A 26,520-nucleotide genomic window follows, 5' to 3' on the forward strand; every position below is an offset into this window, starting at 1 on the left:
TTCCCCTCGTCTCGGCACGTAAACGGGAAACGGCCACCGCCCGGCGGCCGGGGAAGATGAATATGAATTTCGTTTTAAGCGATGCCGCCGATCCAGAGGCCGAAAAAGCCATCCGCGATCCTCTGGTGGCCTATAATCTTGCTCGTTTCGGCGAAAGCGACAAACGCGACATTATCATCACCATCCGCAATGACGACAATGAGGTCACCGGCGGCCTGGTGGGCCACACCGCCCGCGGCTGGCTTTATGTGCAGCTTCTTTTCGTGCCGGAGACGATGCGCGGACAAGGCACGGCCGCGAAACTTCTGGCCATGGCCGAAGACGAGGCGAAAAAGCGCGGCTGTATGGGCGCCTATATCGACACGATGAACCCGGATGCGCTGAGGACTTACGAACGGTACGGTTTCACCAAGATCGGCTCGCTTGGGCCACTCTCCAGCGGCCAATCCATCACCTGGCTGGAGAAACGGTTCTAGAGCGCCGGCCACGCAAATTTCAGGCGGCGATGCCCGACACCTCGCTGTCGACCGTGCGTCCCATGGTGTCGCGAATCTGTTGACGCAGCCACACGGCTCCCGCATCCGCATCGGTCTGCAATGTCCAGACCATGGCGACAGGCGGGAAATTCAACGTCACCGGCACCGGGCTCACTTCCAGTCCCAGCATCGGCGCATAACGCTGAGCAATGCGCGAAGACACGGTCGCCAGCACGGCTGAGGAGCGCGCCGTTGCCAGCACCGAAAGAAAATCCGGCGCAGCAGCGACGACGTCGATTTCCAGTCCGGTCAGTTCCAGCGCGTCCTTGATACAGCCATGCAGACTGTCGGTCTGCGATATCACCGCGTGCTTGGCCGACAGATAGGCGTCCAGTCCAACGGGATTGGGCAGATCGAGCAGAGCCGGGTTGAAGCAGCAGAGCACGCTGGAAGAATAAAGCGGTTCGCAATGGTGCCGCTGTTCCTTCGAATAGGTGCATCCGACAGCCATGTCGATCACGCCCGTATCCAGCATAGCGGTGATTTCCTGCTGTTGCCCGTTGCGCGCAAGGATACGGATACCGGGTGCGATCTCGCGCAGCCGCGCGGACAGATCCGGCAAAAGCAACAGCTCAACCTCGCTTGACATGCCGAGCCGGAACGTCCGCCGCTCGGTCGCCGGATCGAACACATCAGCCGTCAGCACCGCCGCCTGCGCTTGTCTCAGCGCCTGGCGTACCGGCCCCGCCAGATTGAGCGCCCGCGCCGTCGGCTTCATTTCCTGCCCCACGCGAATGAACAGCTCATCCTGAAACAGTGTGCGCAGGGTGGAGATATTATGGCTCATGGCAGGTTGCTGGATTTTCAGCCGCCGCGCCGCGCGCGTGACGTTCATCTCTTCCATCATCGCATCGAAAGCGACGAGGAGATTGAGGTCGAAGGAACGGAGATTGAAATGATCGATAGTTTGCATAAGTCACATCGATTTGATTGCTAACCTGCCTACACTTAACTGGAGATCGGAAAGTTTCAAGACATTCCTAAACCCAGGAGCCTTCAATGCCATCACGTCGCTCACTTCTCAAAGGCGCCGCCAGCGCCCTCATCGCCGCCCCCTTTGTTGCGCCCTCCGTCGCATTTGCCAAGGCACCGCTTGTCGCCACGCAGGCGCCCGGCTTCTACCGGCTGATGGTCGGCAAGGTGGAAGTTACTGCGCTTTCGGACGGCGTCATTGCGCTGCCGCTTGCCAAAATCTACACCAACACCACGACGGAACATGCGACGAAGGCGCTTCAGGATGCGTTCCTTCCGGAAGAGACGCCTACGTCCGTCAATGCGTTTCTCGTCAACACCGGTGACAGGCTGGTGCTGATCGATGCCGGCACCGGCTCCTATCTTGGCCCAAGCCTCGGCAGGCTCGTCGCCAATATCGAAGCCTCGGGCTACAAAGCGGATGAGATAGATGACGTCGTTCTCACCCATATCCATACCGATCATTCCGGCGGTCTCTCCGCGGATGGCAAGCGCGTCTTCGCCAACGCGACCCTGCGCGTGAATAAGCGCGAAGCCGCTTTCTGGCTCGATGAGGCGAAGGCCAAGGCAGCACCGGAGGCGCTGAAGAAGGGCTATGCCGAAGCCAAAGAAAGCATCCAGCCCTATATCGATGCCGGCAAGTTCGAGACGTTCGGCGACAATGCAGCGCCGGTTCCCGGTCTCGGCTCAGTCCTTTACGCCGGCCACACGCCGGGCCACAGCGGCATCGTTCTCGAAAGCAACGGCCAGAAAATCGTCTTCTGGGGCGATATTACCCATGGCGATATCCTCCAGTTCGATGAACCTGATGTCGCCGTCGCATTCGACGTCGATCAGAAGGCAGCCGTCGCCACGCGTGATCTGGCATTTAAACAGGCGGTGGAAGGCAAATATCTGGTGGCAGGGGCGCATATCGCCTTCCCCGGCATCGGTCATGTGCGCACCGACAGCACCAATTATGATTGGCTGCCGGTGAATTACACGACGCTATAAAGCCGAACAGAATGGCCTGATCCTCAAGGGTCAGGCCATCGTCCCGCACTGACACCCTATGTCAGCGCCACCTGGCGCGTTTCCGTATTGATCATCGTCGCCGCAATGGCGGCCAGTACCAGCAGCCCGGCAAATATGCCGATCGCGACACCAAAACCCTGCGCAATGGCATAACCGAGGAGTGATGGCGCCAGCAGGCCGCCAAGCCGCGCCATCGCCCCTGCGGCACCCATGCCGGTTGCCCGTGATTCCGTCGGGTAAAGTTCCGGCGTAAATGCATAGAGAGCGCCCCAGGTGCCAAGCAACGCAAAGCTCATGATGAGAAGCGAGGCGGCAATCATCGCACCGCCGGAAGCAAGCGTGAAAAGCAGGCATCCGAGCGCGGAGAGCAGGCAGAAGCCGATCAGCGTCGGCTTGCGACCCCACTTTTCGACACCATAGGCCGCAAGCGCGTAACCGGGGATCTGTGCCAGCGCCACCAACACAAGGAAACCATAACCGCGTACGAAACCGAAGCCATCTCCCGCCAGCTTCGCCGGCATCCAGGTGAAGACGCCGTAATAGGAAACGGAAACGAGAAACCAGATTGAGAGGATCATGATGCTGCGTTGGCGCAGCGCCGGTGAAAATATCCCCTGCCCCTTGGACACTTCAGGCTGGAAAAGCCCTGCCCCGGCATCGAGCGGAGCGCGGCCATTCGTGACCAGCATACGGTTGACGACGGCCTTTGCTTCCTCCGACCGACCCGTGCGCAGGAGATAAAGCGGCGATTCCGGCACGAGAAAGCGAAGGCCAAGGCCGAGGACAGCCGGGAACGCGGTTACGGCAAAGATATATCGCCAGGCATCGGCAACACCGGCAAGGCTGGCACCCCAGGCTGCAAGCGCCACGATCAGCGTCCCGACAGCCCAGAAACCTTCCAGAAAGACGAGCCAGCGCCCACGATTCCTGGCGGGCAGGAATTCCGCCATCATCGCATAATCCACCGGCAGCGTGCCGCCCACGGCGGCCCCGGTGAGAAAGCGCAGGACAAGCAGAATGGTGAAATCCGGCGAGAATATCGAAAGCACGCCGAACAGGGCATCACAGGCCACCGTGACGATCAGCACCCGGCGACGGCCATAACGGTCCGCCAGCCGTCCGAAACCCGCAGCACCCAGCAACATACCGAAAAAGAACGCTGTTCCGGTCTGCAGCGCCTGCGGCACCGTCAGCCCAAAGGTTGCGGCAATGGAGGCCGCAGTGAAACCGACGGCCAGAACCTGCATGGCATCCGCCGCCCAGACGAGGCCGAATATGCCCATCAGCCTGCGCTGATAGGCGCCTGCGCCCGCGCGCTCCAGCGCATCATTCATGGTGATTGCCGTCATGCCTCGTCCCTTCGCAAAAACCGACTTTCACTTGCTATCGTATGGGGGGAGGAAACGGAATTGAATTCTGTGGAGGGAGACGCGTTGTTTCGAAACAGGCTACCGGAAGAAGATTTTACCAGACAAAAAGATGTGCACGGCGGTCTCGATGTTTGCCATAGCGCGCAACGCCCCTTCCGTCATCCCGGCCTCGAGCCGGGATCCAGTCACGGCGCGTCTGCGCCGTGGGAAGAGTCCTTTTCAACCCAAAGACTTGGCCTGGCTGCATTCCGGCTCAAGGCCGGAATGACGGGGCTTATGTTGCGCCAAGAAGCAAAAAGCTCTTCGGATATCCCGTCACCCGTAAACCCGAAGAGGCGCCTCGAAACCCTCATCTTCCACTGTCGCGGCCGGCATCACGGCCTCGCATTTGCGCCAGCCGATATTGCCCTTCAGCCGCTGGTGCACGTCATTGCCAAGCGGCACGACCAGCACCCGGTTCGGATCAACCGGCCCCGGAAAATCAAGCGCCGCATAAGCGACCTTCTCGAACCCGAGCGGCATGTAATAGGGCGGATCGCCGATCAGTATCACGGCTTCGGAGCCCTTGCGCCTTGCCGCCGCAATGGCGATCCGGACGAGTTCCCGGCCGATGCCCTTGTTCTTGTGAGAGGGCCGAACCGCAAGCGGGCCAAGCATATGACCCTTCACATTGCCTGCCAGAACCGGCGTCATGCGCACCGAGGCAATCGTCTCGCCATCATCGGCGCAGACGAAGGAGAGCGACCGGTCATGCGGACCCTGCTCGCGGATGCGTGCTGCCGCACGGGTGTGCCGGCCGGGGCCAAATGCTTCTTCGTTGATGACTTCGATGATGGCGTCGTGCGACGCGTCCTCGGTGAGGTAGACAAGATCGTGCTTGGACATGAAGAGACCGAAACTTCCAGAATGCAGATGCGACAATAGATGACGGCTGCGCCGGTTAGGGCGTTCAGGAGCGTCAGCGTCGTCGGAGCATCCGTAGTTCGATCATAATCAAAAATTTCCTCAGATTTGTGAAAATCGCAATTATCAGGAAAATAACGACCCGTCCAGAACAAATCTCGTCGCCGCCCCATTCCAGCTCTGCAGCACGGAAACGCATTGTTCAATGCCGTGCGGGTTCGCGACAACGAGTGAAACGGGTAGGATTGCCGCCAAGGAAACAATCAAGGAGATCGTCATGGGCATGCTGGTGGAAGGCGTATGGAAAGACGTCTGGTACGACACCAAGGAAACCAAGGGGCATTTCAAGCGCAGCGCCTCGCAATTCCGCAACTGGATAACGGCGGATGGCGCACCCGGCCCTTCCGGAGAAGGCGGCTTCGCGGCGGAGAGGGACCGTTACCACCTCTATGTCTCCTTCGCCTGCCCCTGGGCGCACCGAACCCTGATTTTTCGCAAGCTGAAAAAGTTGGAAGAGCTTGTTTCGGTCTCGGTTGTCGACCCTTTGATGCTGGAAAACGGCTGGGAATTTAAGCCTGAAGGTGAGCGGACGCCAGGTGCGACCGAGGATCACCTCTTCGGTTCATCCGCGCTCTGGCAGGTCTACACCAAAGCGGATCCCAAATATTCCGGCCGCGTGACCGTGCCGGTGCTCTGGGACAAGAAGCGCGGCACCATCGTTTCCAACGAATCGGCGGAAATCATCCGCATGTTCAACTCCGCCTTCAACGACCTCACCGGCTCGCAGACCGATTATTATCCTGAGACGTTCCGCGCCGAAATAGACGCGTTGAACGACGTGATTTACGACACCGTCAATAACGGCGTCTACAAGGCTGGCTTTGCCACAACGCAGGATGCCTATCAGCAGAATGCGGTCAAGGTCTTCGAAACGCTGGACATGCTGGAAGACCGGCTGAAGCACCGCCGTTTCCTGTTCGGTTCGGAGCAGACGGAAGCGGACTGGCGCCTGTTCACCACGCTGGTTCGGTTCGACCCCGTCTATGTCGGCCATTTCAAGTGCAATATCCGCCGCATCCACGACTATCCGCACCTCACGGGTTACCTGCGCGATCTTTACCAGACGCCGGGCGTGCCTGACACGGTCGATATGCGCCATATCAAGGAACATTATTACCGCAGCCACCGCACCATCAATCCGACAGGCATCGTGCCCATCGGCCCCGAGCTGGACCTGACAAAGGCCCATGGCCGCGACCCGCTTTCCTGACGAGGGTGGACACTGCTACCAGTGATCGGCGAGCGCCGCCTCGCCGGCAAGTTCTGCAAGGCGGCGGCGGGTTGCGGCCGTCACCCCTTCGGGCAGATTTGAAAGATCGAAAAAGCCGCTTTCGGCGATTTCATGATCCGGCTTTTTCGGCTTGGTCTGGGTAACCTCAAGCCGATAAAGCGCGACATGGTCGCGATTGCTGCCTTCCAGATTGAGATAAACATGGAAAAGCTCAGGCTTTGACGTGGCTTCGAGATTGCCTTCCTCCCTAATTTCCTTGTGAAGCGCCGCGAGCAGGGTTTCACCCCGCTCCACCCCTCCACCCGGCAGATACCAGCCCGGCAGATAGGTGTGGCGGACGAGGAAAATCCTGCCGGTTCCATCATAGCAGGCGGCACGCACGCCAAGAGTTGCGCCGCGCGTGAACAGAAAAACGAAATGCAGCAAACGAATGAAGACGCGCATATGGAACGGACGGGCCTGCCGCCCGGTTGTCTCGTCATTCACCCTGTTTCTCCCCGCCTGCCGGCTTTTGTTGGACGTGCGGCATATCATAGGTTATCTCTGCCGCCATGTTCAAACTTGCGCATATTTCAGACGTCCATTTGGGGCCACTTCCAAAACTCACTTTTCGCGAACTTGCATCCAAGCGTATCACCGGTTTCGTCAACTGGCATCGCAACCGCCGCAAGCATCTCTTCACCGATACGCTGGAAAAGCTGCTGGACGATCTGGAGACAAAATCACCGGATCATCTGGCTATCACCGGCGATCTCGTCAATCTTGCGACCGGCATTGAAATTCGCGCCGCCGCCGACTGGCTGGAAGAGGTGGGTGACCCCGAAAAGACCTCCGTCGTTCCCGGCAATCACGACGCCTATGTGTCCGGCGCGCATGACAAGGCCATGCAGGCCTGGTACCCCTATGTTCGTGGCGATGGCGACCCTGCCGAGTGGGACGACGACCGCAAGATATTCCCCTATATGCGCGTGCGCGGCCCCATTGCGCTGATCGGCTGCTCCACATCGATTGCGACGCCACCTTTCTCGGCCACCGGCTATTTCGGCAACCGGCAGGCGCGCGCCACCGCGGAACTGTTGAAGAAAGCCGGGGAACAGGGGCTGTTCCGCGTCGTGATGATTCACCACCCGCCGATCCGTGGCGCCGCCCCAACGCACAAGCGCATGATCGGCATACGCCGTTTCGCCGCGGCGCTTGGCGTCGGCGGTGCGGAGCTCGTGCTGCATGGCCATACACATTTGAACACAGTCTATTGGCTGAACACGCACCATGGTGAAGACCACATTCCCGTGGTCGGTATCGCCTCTGCCAGCCAGGGGCCCGGTGGGGAAAAACCGCGCGCGGCCTATAATCTCTTCAGCATCTCCGGCGGTCCCGGCACCTGGAACGTGACCTGCGAGCGGCACAGCCTCAATGAGACGGCAACCGGTGTCGCGCTTGAGGATATCAGGGTATTTTATGAAAACGGGCGGCCGCTGGGGTTTTCGCGGCCTGCGGAGCAGAGCCCGGAGGAGTAAACCTTAGCGCGTGCAGCTTACCCCCCTCTGTCCTGCCGGACATCTCCCCCTCAAGGGGGGAGATCGACTCGTGGCGATCTTTCGGTCATCTCAACCTTGGCAAACGAGGCTATGTTAGTGCTTCCTGCTGATCTCCCCCCTTGAGGGGGAGATGTCCGGCAGGGCAGAGGGGGGGTGCTTTGCCCCACCCTCAATGCAAGCCTTACTTCACCCGCTCTTCCAACACTCGGTTGGCCGCAGAAACGATCGCTTCCAGCGAAGCCGCCACGATATTCGTATTCACCCCTGCTCCGAACAGCTTGCCGCCCGGATGTTCCATCTCGACATAAGCGATGGCCGAGGCATTCGAGCCGTGCTGCAGCGAGTGCTCGGAATAATCATTCACCGAGAGATCAATGCCGAGATAAACCGACAGCGCATTGATGAACCCGTCGATCGGACCGGTCCCCTTGCCTTCAATGCGCTTCACCTCACCATTGTCGGTGATCTCGGCGGCAACAATGCGCACGCCCTTGAAATCGCCGGCCGGATAGGTGTGGTGATCGACGAATTTGAGGCGCGCATTCGGCTGCGTCACGTAGCGCTCGATAAAGCGCTCATAGATGCGCTTGGCCGGCAGCTCGACACCCTCTTCATCGGTGATGCGCTGGATATCCTCGCGGAACTCCACCTGCAAATTGCGCGGCAGGTTGATGCCGTAATCCTGCTGGAGGATATAGGCGATGCCACCCTTGCCGGATTGCGAGTTGATGCGGATGATCGCCTCGTAGGAGCGTCCCACATCCTTTGGATCGATCGGCAGATAGGGCACTTCCCAGACGGGATGATTGGCGACCTTGATAGCCTTCATGCCCTTGTTGATGGCGTCCTGATGCGAGCCGGAAAACGCCGTGTAGACCAGTTCGCCTACGTAAGGGTGGCGCTCGGGGATCGTCATCTCGTTGGAATATTCATAGACCGCCTTGATGCGCTCGATATCGCGGCAGTCCAGCTCAGGATCCACACCCTGCGTATACATGTTCAGCGCCAGCGTCACGACATCGACATTGCCGGTGCGCTCACCATTGCCGAACAGGGTGCCTTCAACGCGGTCCGCACCCGCCATCAGGCCCAACTCGGTCGCCGCAATGCCCGTGCCGCGGTCATTGTGCGGGTGGAGCGAGATGATGACGTTTTCGCGGTTGTCGATATTGCGGCACATCCATTCGATCTGGTCGGCATAGATGTTCGGCGTCGCCATTTCCACCGTCGATGGCAGGTTGAGGATCAGCTTGTTGTCGGCCGTCGGCTTCACAACCTCGACCACGGCGTTGCAGATTTCCAGCGCCACTTCCAGCTCGGTTCCGGTAAAGCTTTCTGGAGAATATTCGAAACGGTAACCGCCGCCGGCCTTGGCCGCCATGTCGGTGATCATCTTGGCCGCATCGACCGCGATCTGCTTGATACCGTGCACATCCTTGCCGAACACCACGCGGCGCTGCAGTTCCGATGTCGAATTGTAGAAATGGATGATCGGCTTGTTGGCGCCTTCCAGCGCTTCGAAGGTGCGGGTGATCAGTTCCGGGCGGCATTGCACCAAAACCTGCAACGAGACGTCATCAGGCACATTGCCCTCTTCCACGCACCAGCGGGCGAAATCGAAATCCGTCTGCGACGCGGAAGGGAAACCGATCTCGATTTCCTTGAAACCCATTTCGAGCAGCAGCTTGAACATGCGGGCCTTGCGGTCGTGACCCATTGGGTTGACCAGCGACTGATTACCGTCGCGCAGGTCCACCGAACACCAGATCGGCGCCTTGGTGATCGTCTTGGAAGGCCAGGTGCGGTCGGGGATGTTGATCGTGGGATAAGGGCGATACTTCACGCTCGCGTCGGTCATGCCCTTGGAAACAGTGGTGGTCTTGGCGTCCATGTCGCTTCCTCCTTGCGCCATCCGCGGGCTTATTCAAGCCATCGGCGGATGCGCGGCCCTTGAGGGCCTAAATCCAGTATAAATGAGATTTCGAGATGAGGAGCGTTTGCGCCAGCGGGCTTTCGGCCGCCGGGCGCTCCTCACTGGACCCGGCAACCGCGTGTAAGGTCGAGGCTAAGAAGCGAGAGTGCACCGCACGACGAGGCCTTCGCAGAAATCTGCGCGCTCATGCCGGAAATGGTTGCGATGCTGTTACTCATGGCGATGTGTATAAACAGCGGCTGGCGGTCTGACAAGTGATCTTGTGCGGTGCAGGCCTATTTTGCGTGTCGGCCGATCTCAAGCCTTTCCGCGATCCACAATTTGACAAGCGACTGCCGGGTCACCCCAAGTCTCCGAGCCTCATTGTCCAGGTCGTTGACGACCCACGTCGGAAAATCGATGTTGACACGTTTGGGCTCGATATTCAGATGCCGCGCCGTTGTCCAGTCGAGATACTCACCGATGTCCTCGCCATCATCAGCCATTCTGTCGAATTCTTCTGCGCTTATTGTCTTCATAATGATGCCTCTCTAATTCACGGGCGCGCCGAACGGAAATGATTCGAATACGCCCATCCCGCAGCGTATGCACTGCGAGCCATAATTTGCCGCCGAGAAGAGCGATGAGCGCAAACCGCTCTTCACCGACGCCCAGCGCGGTAACGGTCAAACCGAATTTGTCGTGCCACAACGCCTGAGCATCGACAAAATCAATCCCGTGCTTGTCTTTATTGCCAGCGCTCTTGGCCGGATCAAATTCGAATTCCATGAGAATATAATATAAAAACTATACCATTTCCACTATCCAACCACGCCTTACCAACCGTTGCAACGCCATCATCAACCCGCCGCCGATCAAGCCCCAGAAAGCGCCGGAAACGCCGCCGAAGGAGAGGCCGGAGGCCGTGATGAGGAAAGTGATGGCCGCAGCCTCGCGGGTTTCGGGGTCCTTGAACGCGGCGACCGCTGAGCCGGAAAAGGCGCCGACCAGCGCCAGCCCCGCCACCGCCTGAATGAGGATGGGCGGCGCAAGCGCCACGAAGGCCGTGACCACGCCGGCTAGCAGACCGAAAATAATATAGCCGACACCGCCGATGATCGCCGCCCAATAGCGCCGCTTTGGATCAGGATGGGCATCCTCGCCCGCGCACATCGCCGCCGTTATTGCCGCAAGATTGACCGCATGGCCGCCAAAGGGCGCGGAAAGCAGCGAGAAAAAGCCGGTCGCGGCGAAAAGCGGGCCGGGCTGCGGGTCGTAGTGATTGACCTTCAGCACCGCAATGCCGGGAATATTCTGCGAGGCCATGGTGACAATGAAGAGCGGCAGCGCGATGGAGACGACGGCATGCAGGCTGAAGACGGGCGTTACCCATTCCATCGGCGGCGTCAGCGATTGCGCGACGCTATCGAACGCACCCGCCGGAATATCGACGCCGAAAATCATCACCAGCACGAAGGCGGCAAGGGCCGCAGGTACTGCAAACAGCCGCCTGAAAGCCCCCACGACAATCCACGCCAGAATGATCGGCAGGCCAAGCGCCGGGTTGAAGCCGATCGCCTTGATCGGGGCGAAACACAGGCCGATGATGACACCCGACAGCATGGCATTGGCGAGTGGCGCCGGAATGGAGGCAACCGCTCGACCGAGCGGCTTGAACAGGCCGGCAACGATGATCAGGACGGCGCAGACAATGAAGCCGCCGACAGCCGCAGGAAAACCGCCCTCGATCACGCCCGTCGTGGCCAGAAGTGCGGCGCCCGGCGTCGACCATGCAATGCTGACCGGCAGCCGGGTGGCGACGGAAAGAACGATGGCGCAAAGCCCCATCGCCACCGAAAGTGCCATCAGTCCCGACGCGGCCTCGAAATCGGTCGCGCCCACGGCTTTGAGGCCCTGCAGCACGACGGCAAAGGAACTGGCGAAACCGACAAAGGCGGTGAGGCAGCCCATGAACAGGCTCTGGACGGAAAAATCTCTCAGCATGAAGCACTCTGCGGCCTGCTGCCCGTCGCAAGAAACCGCAGCGATCTGCACTGGCGACGGACACGAACAAATTTGAAGCGTGAAGCGCGAATCTGAAGATAGCAGCACGCTCTGGATGAAGCATGGCTATATTCAGGATCAAAAAAGACGGGGCTTGGCAAGATGAACCGCCGGACTTCGGGTACGCCGGCATGGAAAACGTCATCAAAGTTTAGCGGCAGCACGCTAATCCTCCCTGCATCGCAACGGATCATCCGCCACAGGAGGGAGCTTCATGTTTCGTATCGTCACCATTGCAGCCCTGGGTTTTGCAGCCCTTCCGGCGGCTGCCCAGACCCTGCCGCAGTCGGCCTTTCTGGGCCAGATCGTCGTTTCCTCCGGCCTCTCCATCGATGGCGTCACCTTCGGCGGGATCTCCGATCTCGCTTTCGACAGCGAAACCGGGCGTTATCTCGCAATTTCCGACGACCGCGTGGAAAAGGGCCCGGCCCGTTATTACGAGCTGGAACTGGCGGTGTCGGAAGGCGTCGCCACCCTCAATATCGCCGCCATGCATGAATTGAAGGATGAGACCGGCGCGGCCTTCGCTCCCAAAGGCATCGACGCGGAAGGCATCACACTCGACCCCAAGGGCGGCAAGCTCTATTGGTCTTCGGAACGCGACCTGAAAAACCAGCCGGCGATTTATGTGTCAAACCTCGATGGAAGCGATGTCAAACGGCTGGCGCTGCCCGACGCCTATCTCATCGATGACGCGAAGACCAGGGGCGTGCAAAACAATCTCGGCTTCGAAGGACTGACATTGACACCTGGCAGACTGATCGCCGCCACCGAAAATGCGCTCATTCAGGATGGCCCGAAGGCGACGCCGCAGGCGGGCAGCCCGGCCCGTATTCTCGTCATCGATACCGCGACCCTGAAGCCGGTCGCTGAACATATCTATGTGACGGAGGCGATCTCCAACACACCGACAGCCGCCGAGCCGAAATACAATGACAATGGCCTCTCCGCTCTTGCGGCCCTGCCGGACGGCCGCCTCGTCGCCGTCGAGCGCAATTTCGCCTCCGGGGTCGGCAACCATATCCGCTTCTTCGTCGTCGACCTCTCCCGCGCCGAGAATATTCTCGGCAAGGACAGGATCGATCCGGCATCCGTGGCCGCCGTTTCCAAATCGGCATGGTTCGAAATCAGGGAAGGCGACTTCGGCCTCGACATAGACAATATCGAAAGCCTTGCTTTTGGACCGGTCGTGGATGGCAAACAGCTCTTTGTCATCGCCTCGGACGATAATTTCAACCCGGGCAAGCAGTTCACCCAGTTTGCAGCCTTCGCAGTGCCGGCGAACCTCGGTCAGTAACACACGATAAGGATAGTGCCGGCCCCTGACAGCCCACAGCGCCGGCATGAGCGGACACGACACAACAGGAAACCTGCCTTCACCAGCGGAGAAGACGTGAACCGGCGAAGGCCCCGATCAGACCGGTGAGGAGAATACCCAGCGAATACCAGATCAGCACGAAGGCCAGGCCGTTTTCGCTGCAGAACCAGGAATAGACCCAGGCTCCGGCCGCTCCGGCCGCAAGTCCCGCAGCAAAACCTGCCAGGGCGGGATCGGCAGGAGCAGATCGTTTGAGAGCGGCAAAATTCGCAAAAAACACCGGAACAGAAAAGGCGACGATCAAGAGCGGGCAATGCAGGGCTGAAGAACCCAGGATGAGCCTGCGGTAAGCTTCAGGCAGGGCAAATCCCAGCTGCACGAAGGCCATCACCGCCATTGCCGAAACGATCACCGCGATCCCGACAAACAGGCACCTTCTTTCTCCCTCCGGCCGGGCAAGACGCCTGACCGCGAAAAAAGCGACCATCGCCAGCAGGGCATTGTAGAAAGACTTCACCCAGAAAGCTGGCTCGCTCACCGCATCCCGCATATCGCCGCGCGGTCCCAAAATGATGAACATCAGCAGAAGTGAAACGCCAATCGCCGGCAGGGCTGCAAAGGCCAGCCGACGCTCGAGCGCAAAAGCCGGAACGGGCCTGAGATCTGCTGCCAGTCGCTCGATAATATCTTCCGTTTTCTTCACGTATCGCCTCGCAACTTCGCCGCCAGGGTTTTTAATGTCCTGTGAATGCCGACTCGTGCCGCAAGCTCGGTCTGGCCGGTTTTTTTTGCCGCTTCGGCGATGGACTTCCCTTCAAGCTTCACACTGCGAATGAGCTCGCGTTGCCGCTCCGGCAAATCCTCGAGCAGCCGTTCGACATCCATCCGCGCGGTGACGGCGTCGACAGACCAATCCGCCTCCAGGGTCTCATCCAGCTCCACCTCCCCCCGCATGCGCGCGCCCCTGCGATAGTGATCGATGAGCTTGTAGCGCGCTATCGAAAAAAACCAGGCCGTGAACGGTCTTGAGCGATCATAGGTCGCCCGCTTCGCATGCAGCGACAATAGCGTTTCCTGCACAAGATCTTCCACTTCTCCCCTTGAAGCGGCGTCCATGCGCCGACCGTAGTAAGCAGTCAGCAGCCGGCGCAGGGCATGAAGCAAATGCCTGTAGGCGCCTTCGTCCCCATCGAGGGAACGCAGCATCAGCGTCTTTAAAGTGTCTTCTGAAAGGCTGCCTGTCATTGTCACTATCGGGTTATTCGCAGTCGGCAGCATATTGTTACACGGTGGTTTGAAAAATCTCGCCCGAAGATGTTGTCACAAACGTGTGAAGCTGTAACGACCGCCCATTTCTCCCGAATGGACAATCGTGATCCCCGACATGATGCCGGCGGACATTCGATAACGTCCAGAGGAGACCCTTCATGACCCGCATTTTCACCGCCTTTGCCGCCGCCTCCCTGCTCTCTACTGTTTCCCTCACGGGCATCGCCCATGCCGACGGCATGAAGACAGACGCCATGAAGCCCGACGCGATGAAAATGGAGACGATGAAAAAAGATGGCATGTCCGTGACCGGCAAGAAGGCCTGCATGCACAAGGCCGGTATGGAAATGGACAAGATGAAGAAAGCCGACATGATGAAGGCCTGCGATATGATGAAATAACAACGGCCCGAAAGGAAAAAGCCCGCATCGGTTTTCACCGATGCGGGCTTTACCGACTGAAAATCCGGAACTCAGAGTTCCGACTGGCTTTCGACGATCTTGCCGACGAGGCCATAGTCCTTGGCCTCTTCCGCGCCGAGCCAGTAATCGCGATCGATATCCTTGGCGATCTTTTCTTCGCTCTGGCCGGTGGCCTTGGAGAAAATCTTGATCAGGCGCTGGTTCATCTTGATGATTTCGCGTGCCTGGATTTCGATGTCAGACGCCATGCCGCGCGTACCGCCGGAGGGTTGGTGCAGCAGGAAGCGGGTGTTCGGCAGGCAAAGGCGACGTTCTTTCGGCACCGAAACATAGATCAGCGCGCCGGCGGAGGCGACCCAGCCCGTGCCGATGATGTAAACCTTCGGCTTGATGAACTTGATCATGTCGTGGATGGAATCACCCGATTCGACATGACCGCCCGGAGAATTGACGTAAACGCGGATGTCGTCGTCGCTGGCGGCGGCAAGGGCCACGAGCTGCGTGCAGACCTTCTGCGCCAGTTCCTGCGTGATGCCACCATAGATGAAGATCGAACGCGACTTGAAAAGATTCGCTTCCGTTTCCTTGCCAATCGGCAGTTCCTTGCTCTTGTCGTCTTCGTCTTCGTTCATCAACGGCTCTCTCCAGCAAAATTCGTGCATGCCCTTCGGACATAGTGCGACTTGTTACGTAAGGCAATGAGCAAAAAAGACAAGGTTCGCGCCCGAACAATAAACAGCACCCCCGGCAGATGACGCATGGACAGCTCGTTCGTCTTCGCGATATCGTCAGCGTCTCATTGCAGTGCCGCACGCTGCGGAACCCCAAGACAGCAGGTGAGCGGCGATAATCTTAAGAGGGAACCATGCTGAAAAGACTAAGCCTTGCAGCCGCCGCGCTCGGCCTTACCACCCTGCCCGCTTTCGCGCATTTGAACCCGGAAGAACACGGCTCCTTCATGGCCGGTGTGTCTCACCCCTTCTTCGGTGCGGATCATATTCTGGCGATGGTGGCGGTCGGCATCTGGGCCTCCCAGATTGCTGTCGCGCAAAGTGACCGAAGGGCGCTGTGGATCGTGCCGGCCGCCTTCGTCGGCACCATGGCTGTGGGCTTCCTGATGGCGGTTTACGGCATCGACCTGCCCTTCGTCGAACCCGCCATTCTCGCCTCCGTCATCGGCCTTGGCCTTCTGGTCGCCATGGCGGCAAAGCTTCCCACCGCAGCAGCCGCGGCCGTGGTCGGCGCTTTCGCGCTTTTCCACGGCCATGCGCATGGCGGCGAACTCGGCAGCGCGGGCGCGCTGCAATTCGGCATCGGCTTCATGATCGCCACCGCCATCCTGCACCTTGCCGGCATCGCCCTCGGTCTCGGCATCGCCCGCTTCGGCTCGGTCGCCAGCCGCACGGTTGGCGCGCTCACGGCGATTGCGGGCCTCTCGCTCGCTTTCGGCGGCTGAGGATCATTACCGAAATTTAAAATTCGGACCGCTTTGAAAAGCCAAAATTGTGGCCTACCTCCTTATCGTAGAATTTCGCTTCACGGTAAGGAGGCAGCACATGTCACCGGAAGAAAGCCAGCTTCTCAAGGGCCTGTTCGAAAGAACCAAGGCCGCATCCGCCACCCCACGTGACCGCGAGGCGGAAACGTTGATCGCAGACGCCGTGCGCGATCAGCCCTCAGCTCCCTATTATCTCGCTCAGGCGGTGATCGTGCAGGAGAAGGGACTGGAAGCGGCAGCAGCCCATATCAAGCAGCTCGAAGAGCGCATCCACGCATTGGAAAGCGCCAACCCGGCCCCTCAGGCCGCAGCGCAGGGCGGCTTTCTCAGTTCCATCTTCGGCACCGGCCAGCCGCAGCCGCCAGCTCCGACACCAGCACCTGCTGCTGCCGCGCCGGCCTCGTGGCGCAACGATACCGCTGGCCAGACGGCCGGTCCGTGGGGATCGCCGGCAGCCCAGCAGCAGCCCGGTGGACCATGGGGTCAGCAGCCGGCAGCAGCCGGTCGGTCTGGCGGCGGCTTCCTGCAGGGCGCGCTTGGCACCGCAGCCGGCGTTGCAGGTGGCATGCTGCTTGCGAACTCGCTGAGCGGCATCTTCGGCAGCCACATGTCGTCTCTCGGTCTCGGCTCGCCCTTCGGCGGCAATAGCGGCACTGGCAATGCGCCAGTCGAAGAAACGGTCATCAACAACTATTATGGTGACAGCGCGAACCCGCAGGATAACAATGACGACGATATCCAGCAGGCCGATTACGACGACAGCGCCGATGATGCCGATTTCGATTCAGGCGACGACAGCTCGTTCGCCTGAACTTTTTATCCTTTGAGCCGGATCAGCCGCGGCCGCGATAAGTGGCAACGCCCTGATCCGGCAGCCATACGCCCTCGGGCGCCGGTCCGGTCTGCCAGAAGACGTCGATCGGAATGCCGCCGCGCGGATACCAATAGGCGCCGATACGCAGCCACTTCGGCTGCAGCAATTCCACAAGGCGCTTGGCAATATAGACCGAGCAATCCTCATGGAATGCGCCATGGTTGCGGAAGGACTGCAGGAACAGCTTCAGCGACTTCGATTCCACCAGAAAGTCGCCGGGAATATAATCGATGACGATATGGGCGAAATCCGGCTGGCCGGTCATCGGGCAAAGCGAGGTGAATTCGGGCGCGGTAAAGCGCACGACATAATCGGTGCCGGCATTGCCGTTGGGCACCTTTTCGAGAACGGCCTTTTCAGGGCTCTCTGGCGTATCGACCTTCGTGCCCAGCTGCGACAGGCCGGAAACATCCGTCACGGACATGGAAAACTCCTGTTTTTTAAACGATCACTTTGACGCCATGCGCCTTTTCGCCTTCCGGCTCGACGTGAATGGCAAGGCTGGCGCCCGGTATGACGTCCCTTATGGCATCTTCAAGGCGGTCGCAAATATCATGCGCCTCACGCACCGTCATGATGGCAGGAACGACGACGTGAAAATCGATGAAGGCGGCCGAACCGGCGCGGCGGGTTCTGAGATCATGGACACCGATAATGCCACCGGAATTAGCTGCGATCGCCTTCTTGATCGCCTCATCCTCCTCGGGCTCCACTGCCCGATCCATCAGGCCACCCAGCGAATGCAGGATGACCTTCGAGCCTTGAAACAGAATGTTGACGGCCACGAGAATGGCAAGCGCGGGATCGAGAATGGCATAGCCCGTCATCAATGCCAGGACGAGGCCGACAAGTACGCCTGCCGATGTCACGACATCAGACATGATGTGGTGGCCGTCGGCCGCAAGCGCCGGCGAAGAATGCTGTTTGCCGACGCGGATCAATATTGTCGCCCAGACAGCGTTAATGATCCCGGCCGCGGCATTGATGGCAAGACCAAGTACAGGCGCTTCCGGCAGTCTCGGATTGAAGAGTGCGCCCCAGGCCTCCTGCACGATCAGCAGGGCGGCGACAACGATCAGCACCCCTTCGACGACAGCGGAAATATACTCCGCCTTGTGGTGGCCGAACTGGTGATCGTCATCGGCGGGCTTCTGCGCATAACGAATGACGAAATAGGCGATGAAAGCCGCGACCACGTTGACGGTCGATTCCAGACCGTCGGACAGCAGCGCGACCGAGCCGGTAACCCACCAGGCCACAAGCTTGAGGCCGAGTACACCGAAAGAAAGCGGAATGCCCCAGAATGCGAGCTTCCTGACCAGCGCATTGCCTTCAACGTTCATTTTCTGTCCCCGTGCGGATGCGAACGAATTGCATCATCAAGTCCCAAAACGCACGAACCGCGCGCACGGGGGTACCCGTGCGCGCGGTTCGCTATTTGAGCGTTCTATCGTTCAAACGAGGATCAAGGTCAAGGGCCTTGCGCTCGCGTCCAAAACATCACTATCCGCTTTTCTGCTCGCAGAAACGAATGCGGTTGCCGAAGGGATCGGTCACTTCCATCACATTACCCCATGGCAGTTCTTCAACGCCGGGCTTCATGAAGCGATAATCCTTTGCCGCCAGTTCCCGCTGATAGGCGAGAACGCCATGCATCGTGACAAAGACGTTGGAGCCCGGCGTCGCATCGCCGTGGTGGCCGCTGAGATGCAGCCCCATTCCGGCGCGTGAAATCTGCATGTAGAGCGGGAAATTTTCGCCGAAGCGGTGTTCCCACTCGACCTCGAAGCCGAGAAAATCGATATAGAACTCCCGTGCCTTGGCCTCGTCGAACACCCTGAGGATGGGGAATATCCGCTCGAAAGCGATATCTCCGTCTATGCGCGTCCCGGCATCGGCCATGCTGCCTTCACCCTCTTCAGGCCATAAAATGAAACCGGCCGCAACAGGTGCGGCCGGTAAGGTCAGCTTATTCGGCTGCGACGATCTTGCCGTCCTGCCACTTGAACAGCGAGAAGGTCTGCGAGGTCAGGTCACCGCTTTCGCCATAGGTGACCTTGCCAATTGCGGTCGGGAAGGCTTCACCGCTCTTCAGGACCTTGGCAACCGCTTCGGAATCCTTGGCGCCAGCCTTTTCGATGCCGGCTTTCAGGACTTCGACAGCAGCGTAAGCATTAAGCGTGAAGGCTTCCGCCGGAATGTTGGCGGCCTTCAGCGCTTCCGCGGCAGCCTTGGAATCAGCGTTCTTCAGCGCGTCGGAAGCATTGGTGAAGATCGTGCCTTCGCCAGCCTGCGAACCGATGTTCCAGAACTCGCTGTTCGACAGGCCGTCACCGCCGATAACGGCAGCCTTGGAGCCGATATCCTTCAACTGGCGCACCAGAAGACCGGCTTCCGGATGGTAACCGCCGAAATAGATGATCTCGGCATTGTCGGACTTCAGACGTGCCGTCAGCGCGCCGAGGTCCTTTTCGCCCGGCGTCAGGGCATCGTAGAGAACTTCGGTCACGCCGCCGGCATTCAGCGTCGCCTTGAAGGCATCTGCCAGGCCTTTGCCGTAAGCGCCCTTGTCGTGAATGATGGCGACCTTCTTGTCCTTGAGGTTGGCGAGAACGTATTTCGCCGCAACCTCGGCCTGCTGGTCATCGCGACCGCAGGTGCGGAAGACGTTGGAAAGGCCGCGGTTGGTAAGGCCCGGCGCAGTCGCCGTCGGCGTCACCATCAGCACGCCGTTTTCGGCAAAGACGTCCGAAGCGGGAATGGCGACGCCGGACGTCACCGGACCGACGACGAAGTGAATGCCTTCGGCAACCAGCTGATTCGCGGCTGAAACGCCCTGCTTCGGCTCGCCGCCATCGTCGGCCAGCTTCAGCACGACCTGTTCGCCGAGGATGCCGCCCTTTTTGTTGATTTCATTGACTGCCGTCTGGGCGCCGTTCTTGACCTGGTCGCCATAAGCGGCGACAGGACCGGTAAGCGGCGCAATCAGGCCGATGACGATTTCGGCATGGGCAAGGGGTGCGAATGCGAAGGACGCTGCAAGCGTCACGCTGGTCAATGTCTTCAGTTTCATCCTGGTGTCTCCTTAAAGGGGGTCGCGGGACCCGGTGAGCGCCATGGGCGCCGACCGAATGAAACTATCGGACGCCTCCCGGCGAAAACTCGTTCCATTTTTGAATTCCGAGCCTTCCACTCAACTCATACGGAAGGATTGATGATCTATGCAAGTCACCTTTGCTGGATTAGGTCTATTAGAGGTAAATCAAACGCGAAGCGGGCCATGATCCTATCACTCCGAAGCACGGTATCGCCCCATGGAAATGCTTGGCGTTTGGCCGCCGCTGGAGGATAATCGCGGCATGATCACAGCAGATGACGAATTTCTGACGGGCCTGCCCGTTTTCCAGCGCTTTGAGGACGTGGTTGATCCGACGCTTTATCGTGCCCTGCCACCGGGATGGGGGCTTGCCATCGCCGATATCGTCGATTCAACGGCGGCGATCCAGACCGGCCGATACAAGGCGGTGAACATGGCCGGCGCGGCGGTCATTTCCGGTGTGTCGAACAGTCTCGGACGTCACGACCTGCCCTTCGTTTTCGGCGGCGATGGCGCCGCCGTCACCGTGCCCCCGGGCGGGCTGCCGCTTGCCAGCGCCGCTCTTTCTTCCGTTCAGCGTTGGGTGAAGGACGATCTCGACCTTACGATGCGGGTAGCGCTGGTTCCGGTTGAGGATATTCGTGAGAATGGCTTCGATGTGCGCGTCGCGCGTTTTCAGGCAAGCGACGATGTATCCTATGCGATGTTTTCAGGTGGCGGCAATAGCTGGGCTGAAGCACGGATGAAGGAAGGCCTTTATATCCTGCCCACCGCAGCCGCAGGCGAACGCCCGGATCTGACCGGCCTCTCATGCCGCTGGAATCCCATTCCGGCGACCCGTGGCAAGGTTGTATCCATCATAGCGGTGCCGGGGCAGTCGCGGGACATGCCGGCATTCCGCAAGCTTGTTACCGATCTTGTCGATCTGGCCGAGCAGGACGGAAGGCATGGCCACCCCGTGCCTGAGGAGGGCCCGAAGCTCGGTTTCGTGCGGGAGGGACTGAATCTCGAGGCACGCGCAGGAGCGGCCCATCGCGACGTCTGGGGCCAGTTGCGCCGTTCGTCCCGTATTCTCGGCGAGACCCTGCTTATCAATTTGCTCGGCTTGACGGGTCTTTCGCTCGGACGGTTCAATGCGGAGCGCTATCGGCGCTCCGTCGCCAGCAATACCGATTTCAGGAAATTCGACGACGGTTTGAAGATGACCGTGGATATCGACGGCGCAAGGCTCGAAAAAATTCGCGACCGGCTGGAGCAAGGCCGCCTGTCTGGAAGCTGTTATTTCGGCCTGCATGAGCAGGACGCCGCATTGATGACCTGTATCGTACCCTCCCCGCTTTCACGGGATCACATGCATTTCGTGGACGGCGCTGACGGCGGATACGCGGCTGCAGCAACCCTGCTCAAGCAGCAGATGCAGGCTGTTCCCGCCCGCTGATCGCACCCGGCGCAAAGACCAGCGCGCTCCTTGCGGGATCACCCTCCCGGTCAGGTAACTCACAAACGAAAAACCGGCGTCAAGCGCCGGTTTCAATTCAATGCTGCCGGAGGCCTGACGGCCCCGGATCAGGCGGCTGTCTTGCTGCTCTTCTGCGCCTGGCAATAAATTTCCTCAAGGGAGGCCAGGATTTTCTTAACGGATTCGGAGTTGCTGGAATAATAGATGGTCTGCGCATCCCGTCGTGTCTTTACCAGCCGCTGGGCCCGCAATTTCGAAAGATGCTGCGAAAGAGCGGACTGGCTGAGACCAACCTGAGAGGCGAGAACACCGACCGGCACTTCCGTATCCACCAACGTGCATAAGATCATCAGGCGCTTGGGATTCGCCATCGCTGAGAGCAAGTCTGCAGCGGCGATGCTATGTTCCGACAGAGATTGGTTATCCATACGCTCAAGTCTCCTGATGACAGTCGGAAAGACGGTCATGGTGGCTATTATAGGTGTTCCAAAAGGTGTTTTTATAATTCGGTGGATACGTTGTATATACCTAAATCTTGCTTATATCGTGTCCCTTTCAAAGACTATTCTTCACTAATTATCCATCTAAGACACTTCACCTAAAATATCGGCGTTCTGCCTGATTTTTATCACATTTACAATAAAAACATGTATTAGAATAAGTATTCATAAGCAACAAATGATAAAAATTTCAGCTCCCAAATCACCATAACCCGCGACCGATTTTGAGGCTTTAAGCTTATACCACCTTAAATTTAGCAACGCGCTACAGAATCTAGTTTTACTTTGCGCAATTTTCTCGAAATTTGCAATATGGTTTTTATTAGTAATAATTTTCATGCATAACTTATGATGTCAAAGATACTCTTTCCAACAGGGGGAAGGTAACTTGCCCGGAATATCTGCGGAAAAACAAAAGGGACCCCCGGTGAGGGAGGTCCCTTTTGTTTCCTGGCAAAAGCCAGTTATTTTTTGCGATGACGGGTCAGCCCTGCCACGACTTCGTCAGCGGAAATCGTGCCGACGATCGCGCCATTGTCGACGACACCGATTGCGCCGGAATGTTTGGCCAGCGCATCGAGAATGTCGATCAGGGGGGATGACGGGCGGGCGGTGGCCGCGACGGTCATCTGGCCGTTGCGTTCATCTACGCCCCGCTTCATCACATCCGCAGCGGTCAGCATGGAGATCGGGTTCATATTCTGCACGAAATCCGCGACATATTGCGTGGCCGGTTGCTTGACGATCTGCTGCGGCGTCCCGCACTGGATGATGCGTCCGCCTTCCATCATGGCGATACGATTCCCGATGCGGAAAGCCTCATCCAGATCGTGGCTGACAAAGAGAATCGTTTTCTTCAGCCGGCTCTGGAATTCGAGAAGCTCATCCTGCAGGCGGCTTCTGATAAGGGGGTCGAGCGCCGAGAATGGTTCGTCCATCAGCAGGATCGGCGCGCCGGTGGCAAACGCTCTCGCCAGTCCCACACGCTGCTGCATGCCGCCGGAAAGCTCTCCCACCTTGCGGTCGGCCCAAGCGGAAAGATTGACCAGTTCGAGCTGCTCGGCCACCATGCGTTTGCGCTCCGCTTCCGGTACGCCGGAAAGCTCGAGCCCGAAACCGACATTGTCGGCCACGTTACGCCACGGCAGAAGACCGAATTGCTGGAACACCATGGAAACCGTATGCATGCGCAGGTCGCGGAGCGATTTGGCCGTTGAGCGATAGGGATCGACAAAGCCGGTCTTGGTCTTCACCCCCACATTGCCACGTACCACGGGCGCAAGCCCGTTGACGGCCCTGAGCAGCGTCGACTTGCCCGAGCCGGAAAGCCCCATAAGCACGAGTATCTCGCCTTCGCTCACCGACAGCGATGCATTGGCGACACCGAGCACCAGGCCGGTCTCGGCATTGATCTCGTCGCGCGTACTGCCTCTGTCGATCATCGGCAGCGCGGCATCGGGCCGATCGCCAAAGACGATATCGACATTTCCGAAGATGATGGCGTCACTCATAGATCATCCTCCGTACCGGGAAGGCGGAAAAGCCGGTCAAGAACGATCGCCAGTATGACGATACACAATCCCGCCTCGAAGCCCATGGCGATATTGACGGTGTTCAAGGCGCGCACGACAGGCACGCCCAAACCATTGGCGCCGACAAGCGCAGAAATGACCACCATCGACAACGACAGCATGATCGTCTGGGTAAGACCGGCCATGATCTGCGGCGCGGCAAAGGGCAGCTCCACCTTGCGCAGCACCTGCGACGGCGTTGCTCCGAAGGCGACGGCCGCCTCGACCAGCGCCGGCGGCGTGGAGACAATGCCGAGGCGTGTGAGCCGCACCGGAGCCGGAATGGCGAAGATGACGGTGGCGATCAGCCCCGGAACCATGCCAAGGCCGAACAGCACCAGCGCCGGAATGAGATAAACGAAGGTGGGGATGGTCTGCATCAGGTCCAGCACCGGGCGCATGCCGGCATAGATCCATTTGCGCCTCGCCGCCAATATGCCAAGCGGTATGCCGATGATCATGCACACGGCGCTGGCGGCGATGACCAGCGCCAGCGTCTCCGTCGTCGCTTTCCAATAGCCGAGATTGATGATGAGCAGCAGGCCGAGTGCGGTGAAGACGGGCATGCCGATCGAGCGTCGCGTCCAGGCCGAAAGCGCCGTGACAATCGCCACGATGACCAGCGGATGCGGCGCCTGGAGCACATAAAGCAGGGCGTTGATGACGCTTTGGAAAATGAAGGAAAGCCAATCGAAGAAAAAAGCGAGATTGCCGGTCAGCCAGTCGATGGCCTCCTTGGCATATCGGCCGACGGGCAGGCGGTTTTCAGGAGCGCTGAGCCATTCCACGGTAAGAAAAGACCTTTCTTAAACAAATGCAGAAACAACGACCGGCAGACGGCGGCCGGACGCGGTGCTGGCGCATGACCTGCAATGCGTTGAAAATGCGCGGGCAAGGTCATGCATGGGCATCGATATTTCCCGCTGCATCCAGCCTGTCGCAGAGGCCGGATACAGTCATGCACAGTCTTGCGTTTTAAAGGCCAAGCGCCTTCTTGACGGCGGGCAGGGCGTCGGCGCTGCCATCCTTGGTCTTGACGTTGGCGAGCCAGGGCTCGACCGCAGCCGGATTGGCCTTCAGCCATGCGGTGGCGGCAGCTTCGCCCTCAAGCCCGTCATTCAGGATTTTGCCCATGATCTCGTTTTCCATGGGCAGGGAAAATTGCAGGTTCTTGAGGAAGGCGCCGACATTGGGGCATTCCTCGACATAACCCTTGCGAACATTGGTGTAGATCGTCGCACCACCGAAGTTGGGACCGAAGACCTCATCGCCGCCCGTCAGGTAGGTGAGCTTGAAATTCGCATTCATCGGATGCGGTTCCCAGCCGAGGAAAACGATCGGCTCGCCGGATTTTTCCGCGCGGGCGACCTGCGACAGCATCCCCTGCTCGGAGGATTCGACGACTTCGAACGCCTTCAATCCGAATGTATCCTTGGCCACCATGTCGAGGATCAGGCGGTTGCCGTCATTACCGGGCTCGATGCCGTAAATCTTGCCGCCAAGCGCGTCGCTGTGCGTGGCGATGTCCTTGAAATCCTTGATGCCGAGTTCGGCACCCTTGGCGTTGGTCGCCAGCGTATACTTGGCGCCGGTCAGGTTTTCCCGCAGCGTTTCGACCGATTTGTCTTCGCGGTAAGGCGCGATATCCCCTTCCATGGTCGGCATCCAGTTGCCGAGGAAGACATCGATGTCTTTGTTTTTCAGGGATGTATAGGTAACGGGAACCGAGAGAAGCTTGACGTCGGTTTCATAGCCTAGGCTTTTCAGTAGCACCGTGGCGGTGGCCGTTGTGGCAGTGATGTCGGTCCAGCCCACATCGGAAAACCGCACCGTGCCGCAACTTGCCGGTTCGGCGGCACCGGCCGCGCTGAACGTCATGGAGGAGATTGCTGCGGCCAGAACCAGACAGCGACGTCTATTTGCAAACATTGTTTGCTCCCTTTTTTTCGTTCCCTTGCCATTATCAATATCTTCCGGCCACAATCAACTCGCGTGCATTTGCGTGCTTTGGCCCGCCCGTTTGCGACAAAAACGGCAAAAACGTCGGGATTCGAACCTGCAAATGGGAAAAAGCAGACAGCAGAAATCTGTGTTTTTCGCGCCTGCGCACTTTTCAATCCACATCTTCCTCGTCAAAAGACGCCTGATGCGGCATCGGATCGGGCTTTGTGATCGCCTGGTGAAATCCGGCGCGCCGTTTCGTGAGGTTGCGAGGCGTCCGAAAGGCGCGAAGGCGCTCCGGGAGTGGATAATGGCAAAACTCTATTTCAATTATTCGACGATGAATGCCGGCAAATCGACCATGCTGCTGCAGGCGTCCTATAATTATCAGGAGCGCGGCATGCGCACGCTGATCTTCACGGCCGCGTTTGACGACCGCGCCGGCGTCGGCCGTGTCGCCTCGCGCATCGGCCTGTCCTCCGACGCCCTGACCTTCGATGAAAATACCGATTTGTTCGCTGAAGTATCGGCCCTGCATGTACAGGCGCCCGTCGCCTGCGTTTTCGTCGACGAGGCCAATTTCCTCTCAGAACACCATGTCTGGCAGCTTGCCGAGATTGTCGACCGGCTGGACATCCCGGTCATGACCTATGGTCTGCGCACGGATTTCCAGGGCAAGCTCTTCCCTGCCTCGAAAGAACTGCTTGCGATTGCCGACGAGCTGCGCGAAATCCGCACCATCTGCCATTGCGGCCGCAAGGCGACGATGGTGGCCCGCTTCGACAATGCGGGAAATGTCGTCACGGAAGGCGCGCAGATTGAGGTAGGCGGCAACGAAAAATATGTTTCCTTCTGCCGCCGCCACTGGGTGGAGGCGTTCAACGGCGGCTGAGCGGCTGCGTCCGGTTGCCGCATTTGATTTTTCGCAAAGATGACCGCCCGGCTCCTGCGCTAGAACGGCGGGGACACAT

29 protein-coding genes are annotated in these 26,520 nt (G+C 59.0%); 10 read left to right on the forward strand and 19 right to left on the reverse strand.

From position 1 onward, the window contains the following. The first annotated feature begins 62 nt into the window (after nucleotides 1-62). The gene (locus tag ACZ47E_RS09390) at nucleotides 63-476 is read left to right on the forward strand and encodes a GNAT family N-acetyltransferase (protein WP_004442995.1); all 414 of its coding nucleotides are present in this window, start codon (nucleotides 63-65) and stop codon (nucleotides 474-476) included. 19 nt (nucleotides 477-495) lie between these two features. Here the strand turns inward: ACZ47E_RS09390 and ACZ47E_RS09395 are convergent, their stop codons facing one another. Beyond that, a complete protein-coding gene (locus ACZ47E_RS09395; RefSeq protein WP_022556707.1) occupies nucleotides 496-1,449 on the reverse strand; it encodes a LysR family transcriptional regulator in 954 nt (317 codons plus the stop codon). A gap of 86 nt (nucleotides 1,450-1,535) precedes the next feature. Here ACZ47E_RS09395 and ACZ47E_RS09400 point away from each other — a divergent pair, with 86 nt between their 5' ends. Then, on the forward strand, nucleotides 1,536-2,501 hold the full coding sequence (locus tag ACZ47E_RS09400; RefSeq protein ID WP_278066930.1) for an MBL fold metallo-hydrolase: 966 nt from the start codon (nucleotides 1,536-1,538) through the stop codon (nucleotides 2,499-2,501). A 56-nt stretch (nucleotides 2,502-2,557) separates the two neighbouring features. Here the strand turns inward: ACZ47E_RS09400 and ACZ47E_RS09405 are convergent, their stop codons facing one another. Both ACZ47E_RS09405 and ACZ47E_RS09410 read right to left on the reverse strand, forming a co-directional pair. Continuing rightward, entirely contained in the window at nucleotides 2,558-3,871 is a 1,314-nt protein-coding gene (locus tag ACZ47E_RS09405; protein WP_278066931.1) for an MFS transporter, read from the reverse strand. Nucleotides 3,872-4,207: 336 nt separating this feature from the next. Continuing rightward, complete coding sequence (locus ACZ47E_RS09410; protein ID WP_107339111.1) at nucleotides 4,208-4,777, reverse strand: GNAT family N-acetyltransferase; 570 nt, start codon at nucleotides 4,775-4,777, stop codon at nucleotides 4,208-4,210. A gap of 295 nt (nucleotides 4,778-5,072) precedes the next feature. Between ACZ47E_RS09410 and ACZ47E_RS09415 the strand changes: the two genes are divergently transcribed. Then, a complete protein-coding gene (locus tag ACZ47E_RS09415) occupies nucleotides 5,073-6,065 on the forward strand; it encodes a glutathione S-transferase family protein (RefSeq protein ID WP_278067473.1) in 993 nt (330 codons plus the stop codon). A gap of 15 nt (nucleotides 6,066-6,080) precedes the next feature. Here the strand turns inward: ACZ47E_RS09415 and ACZ47E_RS09420 are convergent, their stop codons facing one another. Then, complete coding sequence (locus tag ACZ47E_RS09420; protein WP_004443008.1) at nucleotides 6,081-6,572, reverse strand: NUDIX domain-containing protein; 492 nt, start codon at nucleotides 6,570-6,572, stop codon at nucleotides 6,081-6,083. A 65-nt stretch (nucleotides 6,573-6,637) separates the two neighbouring features. Between ACZ47E_RS09420 and ACZ47E_RS09425 the strand changes: the two genes are divergently transcribed. Further along, complete coding sequence (locus ACZ47E_RS09425) at nucleotides 6,638-7,603, forward strand: metallophosphoesterase family protein (protein ID WP_107339110.1); 966 nt, start codon at nucleotides 6,638-6,640, stop codon at nucleotides 7,601-7,603. Nucleotides 7,604-7,805: 202 nt separating this feature from the next. On the opposite strand, the gene leuA is transcribed toward ACZ47E_RS09425, so the two are convergent. The 4 genes from leuA to ACZ47E_RS09445 all read right to left on the reverse strand — a co-directional run bounded on the left by leuA (nucleotide 7,806) and on the right by ACZ47E_RS09445 (nucleotide 11,540). Next, a complete protein-coding gene (leuA, locus tag ACZ47E_RS09430) occupies nucleotides 7,806-9,515 on the reverse strand; it encodes a 2-isopropylmalate synthase (RefSeq protein ID WP_278066932.1) in 1,710 nt (569 codons plus the stop codon). 317 nt (nucleotides 9,516-9,832) lie between these two features. Next, a complete protein-coding gene (gene brnA / locus ACZ47E_RS09435; protein WP_004443014.1) occupies nucleotides 9,833-10,075 on the reverse strand; it encodes a type II toxin-antitoxin system BrnA family antitoxin in 243 nt (80 codons plus the stop codon). After that, entirely contained in the window at nucleotides 10,035-10,325 is a 291-nt protein-coding gene (locus ACZ47E_RS09440; protein ID WP_004443015.1) for a BrnT family toxin, read from the reverse strand. Before ACZ47E_RS09440 ends, brnA begins: the two co-directional genes overlap by 41 nt. Before the next feature lie 18 nt (nucleotides 10,326-10,343). Beyond that, a complete protein-coding gene (locus ACZ47E_RS09445) occupies nucleotides 10,344-11,540 on the reverse strand; it encodes a benzoate/H(+) symporter BenE family transporter (RefSeq protein ID WP_464016841.1) in 1,197 nt (398 codons plus the stop codon). A 274-nt stretch (nucleotides 11,541-11,814) separates the two neighbouring features. Here ACZ47E_RS09445 and ACZ47E_RS09450 point away from each other — a divergent pair, with 274 nt between their 5' ends. Then, nucleotides 11,815-12,897, forward strand: coding sequence for an esterase-like activity of phytase family protein (locus ACZ47E_RS09450; RefSeq protein ID WP_022556715.1), 1,083 nt, complete (start codon nucleotides 11,815-11,817; stop codon nucleotides 12,895-12,897). A 79-nt stretch (nucleotides 12,898-12,976) separates the two neighbouring features. On the opposite strand, the gene ACZ47E_RS09455 is transcribed toward ACZ47E_RS09450, so the two are convergent. Further along, nucleotides 12,977-13,621 carry an NrsF family protein gene (locus tag ACZ47E_RS09455; RefSeq protein ID WP_022556716.1) on the reverse strand — a complete coding sequence of 215 codons (645 nt, stop codon included), beginning with the start codon at nucleotides 13,619-13,621 and terminating at the stop codon, nucleotides 12,977-12,979. Continuing rightward, nucleotides 13,618-14,163: a sigma-70 family RNA polymerase sigma factor gene (locus ACZ47E_RS09460; RefSeq protein WP_048902735.1), complete on the reverse strand. Its 546-nt coding sequence runs from the start codon at nucleotides 14,161-14,163 to the stop codon at nucleotides 13,618-13,620. The genes ACZ47E_RS09455 and ACZ47E_RS09460 overlap by 4 nt, the downstream gene beginning before the upstream one ends. Before the next feature lie 182 nt (nucleotides 14,164-14,345). Here ACZ47E_RS09460 and ACZ47E_RS09465 point away from each other — a divergent pair, with 182 nt between their 5' ends. After that, entirely contained in the window at nucleotides 14,346-14,588 is a 243-nt protein-coding gene (locus ACZ47E_RS09465; RefSeq protein WP_022556718.1) for a pentapeptide MXKDX repeat protein, read from the forward strand. 71 nt (nucleotides 14,589-14,659) lie between these two features. Here the strand turns inward: ACZ47E_RS09465 and ACZ47E_RS09470 are convergent, their stop codons facing one another. After that, nucleotides 14,660-15,241 carry an ATP-dependent Clp protease proteolytic subunit gene (locus tag ACZ47E_RS09470; RefSeq protein WP_003523060.1) on the reverse strand — a complete coding sequence of 194 codons (582 nt, stop codon included), beginning with the start codon at nucleotides 15,239-15,241 and terminating at the stop codon, nucleotides 14,660-14,662. Between the two features lie 233 nt (nucleotides 15,242-15,474). Here ACZ47E_RS09470 and ACZ47E_RS09475 point away from each other — a divergent pair, with 233 nt between their 5' ends. Together ACZ47E_RS09475 and ACZ47E_RS09480 are read left to right on the forward strand one after the other, a co-directional pair. Beyond that, on the forward strand, nucleotides 15,475-16,065 hold the full coding sequence (locus ACZ47E_RS09475) for a HupE/UreJ family protein (protein WP_004443023.1): 591 nt from the start codon (nucleotides 15,475-15,477) through the stop codon (nucleotides 16,063-16,065). 100 nt (nucleotides 16,066-16,165) lie between these two features. Beyond that, a complete protein-coding gene (locus ACZ47E_RS09480; RefSeq protein WP_278066934.1) occupies nucleotides 16,166-16,918 on the forward strand; it encodes a DUF2076 domain-containing protein in 753 nt (250 codons plus the stop codon). A gap of 22 nt (nucleotides 16,919-16,940) precedes the next feature. Here ACZ47E_RS09480 and queF read toward each other — a convergent pair whose 3' ends face one another. From queF to ACZ47E_RS09500, 4 genes are all read right to left on the reverse strand, one after another. Then, nucleotides 16,941-17,405: a preQ(1) synthase gene (gene queF / locus ACZ47E_RS09485; RefSeq protein ID WP_004430149.1), complete on the reverse strand. Its 465-nt coding sequence runs from the start codon at nucleotides 17,403-17,405 to the stop codon at nucleotides 16,941-16,943. 16 nt (nucleotides 17,406-17,421) lie between these two features. Then, nucleotides 17,422-18,324 (reverse strand): cation diffusion facilitator family transporter, encoded by a 903-nt coding sequence (locus ACZ47E_RS09490; RefSeq protein ID WP_112766621.1) that lies wholly within the window; start codon nucleotides 18,322-18,324, stop codon nucleotides 17,422-17,424. Between the two features lie 160 nt (nucleotides 18,325-18,484). Further along, nucleotides 18,485-18,883, reverse strand: coding sequence for a glyoxalase superfamily protein (locus tag ACZ47E_RS09495; protein WP_278066935.1), 399 nt, complete (start codon nucleotides 18,881-18,883; stop codon nucleotides 18,485-18,487). Between the two features lie 67 nt (nucleotides 18,884-18,950). Continuing rightward, nucleotides 18,951-20,054 (reverse strand): branched-chain amino acid ABC transporter substrate-binding protein, encoded by a 1,104-nt coding sequence (locus ACZ47E_RS09500; protein ID WP_004443027.1) that lies wholly within the window; start codon nucleotides 20,052-20,054, stop codon nucleotides 18,951-18,953. Nucleotides 20,055-20,340: 286 nt separating this feature from the next. On the opposite strand from ACZ47E_RS09500, the gene ACZ47E_RS09505 reads away from it, so the two are divergent. After that, entirely contained in the window at nucleotides 20,341-21,516 is a 1,176-nt protein-coding gene (locus ACZ47E_RS09505) for a DUF3095 domain-containing protein (protein WP_244455553.1), read from the forward strand. Nucleotides 21,517-21,644: 128 nt separating this feature from the next. Here the strand turns inward: ACZ47E_RS09505 and ACZ47E_RS09510 are convergent, their stop codons facing one another. The 4 genes from ACZ47E_RS09510 to ACZ47E_RS09525 form a co-directional block, all read right to left on the reverse strand. Beyond that, a complete protein-coding gene (locus ACZ47E_RS09510) occupies nucleotides 21,645-21,965 on the reverse strand; it encodes an ArsR/SmtB family transcription factor (protein ID WP_003524068.1) in 321 nt (106 codons plus the stop codon). A 536-nt stretch (nucleotides 21,966-22,501) separates the two neighbouring features. Next, nucleotides 22,502-23,548, reverse strand: coding sequence for a choline ABC transporter ATP-binding protein (gene choV, locus ACZ47E_RS09515; protein WP_004443032.1), 1,047 nt, complete (start codon nucleotides 23,546-23,548; stop codon nucleotides 22,502-22,504). Then, nucleotides 23,545-24,396, reverse strand: a complete 852-nt coding sequence (gene choW / locus ACZ47E_RS09520) for a choline ABC transporter permease subunit (RefSeq protein WP_004443035.1) — start codon at nucleotides 24,394-24,396, stop codon at nucleotides 23,545-23,547. Before choW ends, choV begins: the two co-directional genes overlap by 4 nt. 187 nt (nucleotides 24,397-24,583) lie before the next feature. Next, nucleotides 24,584-25,486, reverse strand: coding sequence for a choline ABC transporter substrate-binding protein (locus ACZ47E_RS09525; RefSeq protein ID WP_373887382.1), 903 nt, complete (start codon nucleotides 25,484-25,486; stop codon nucleotides 24,584-24,586). 373 nt (nucleotides 25,487-25,859) lie between these two features. Here ACZ47E_RS09525 and ACZ47E_RS09530 point away from each other — a divergent pair, with 373 nt between their 5' ends. Beyond that, a complete protein-coding gene (locus ACZ47E_RS09530) occupies nucleotides 25,860-26,441 on the forward strand; it encodes a thymidine kinase (protein ID WP_107339386.1) in 582 nt (193 codons plus the stop codon). Nucleotides 26,442-26,520 lie beyond the last annotated feature (79 nt).

The organism is Agrobacterium sp. 5Ca39 (genome assembly GCF_055382365.1).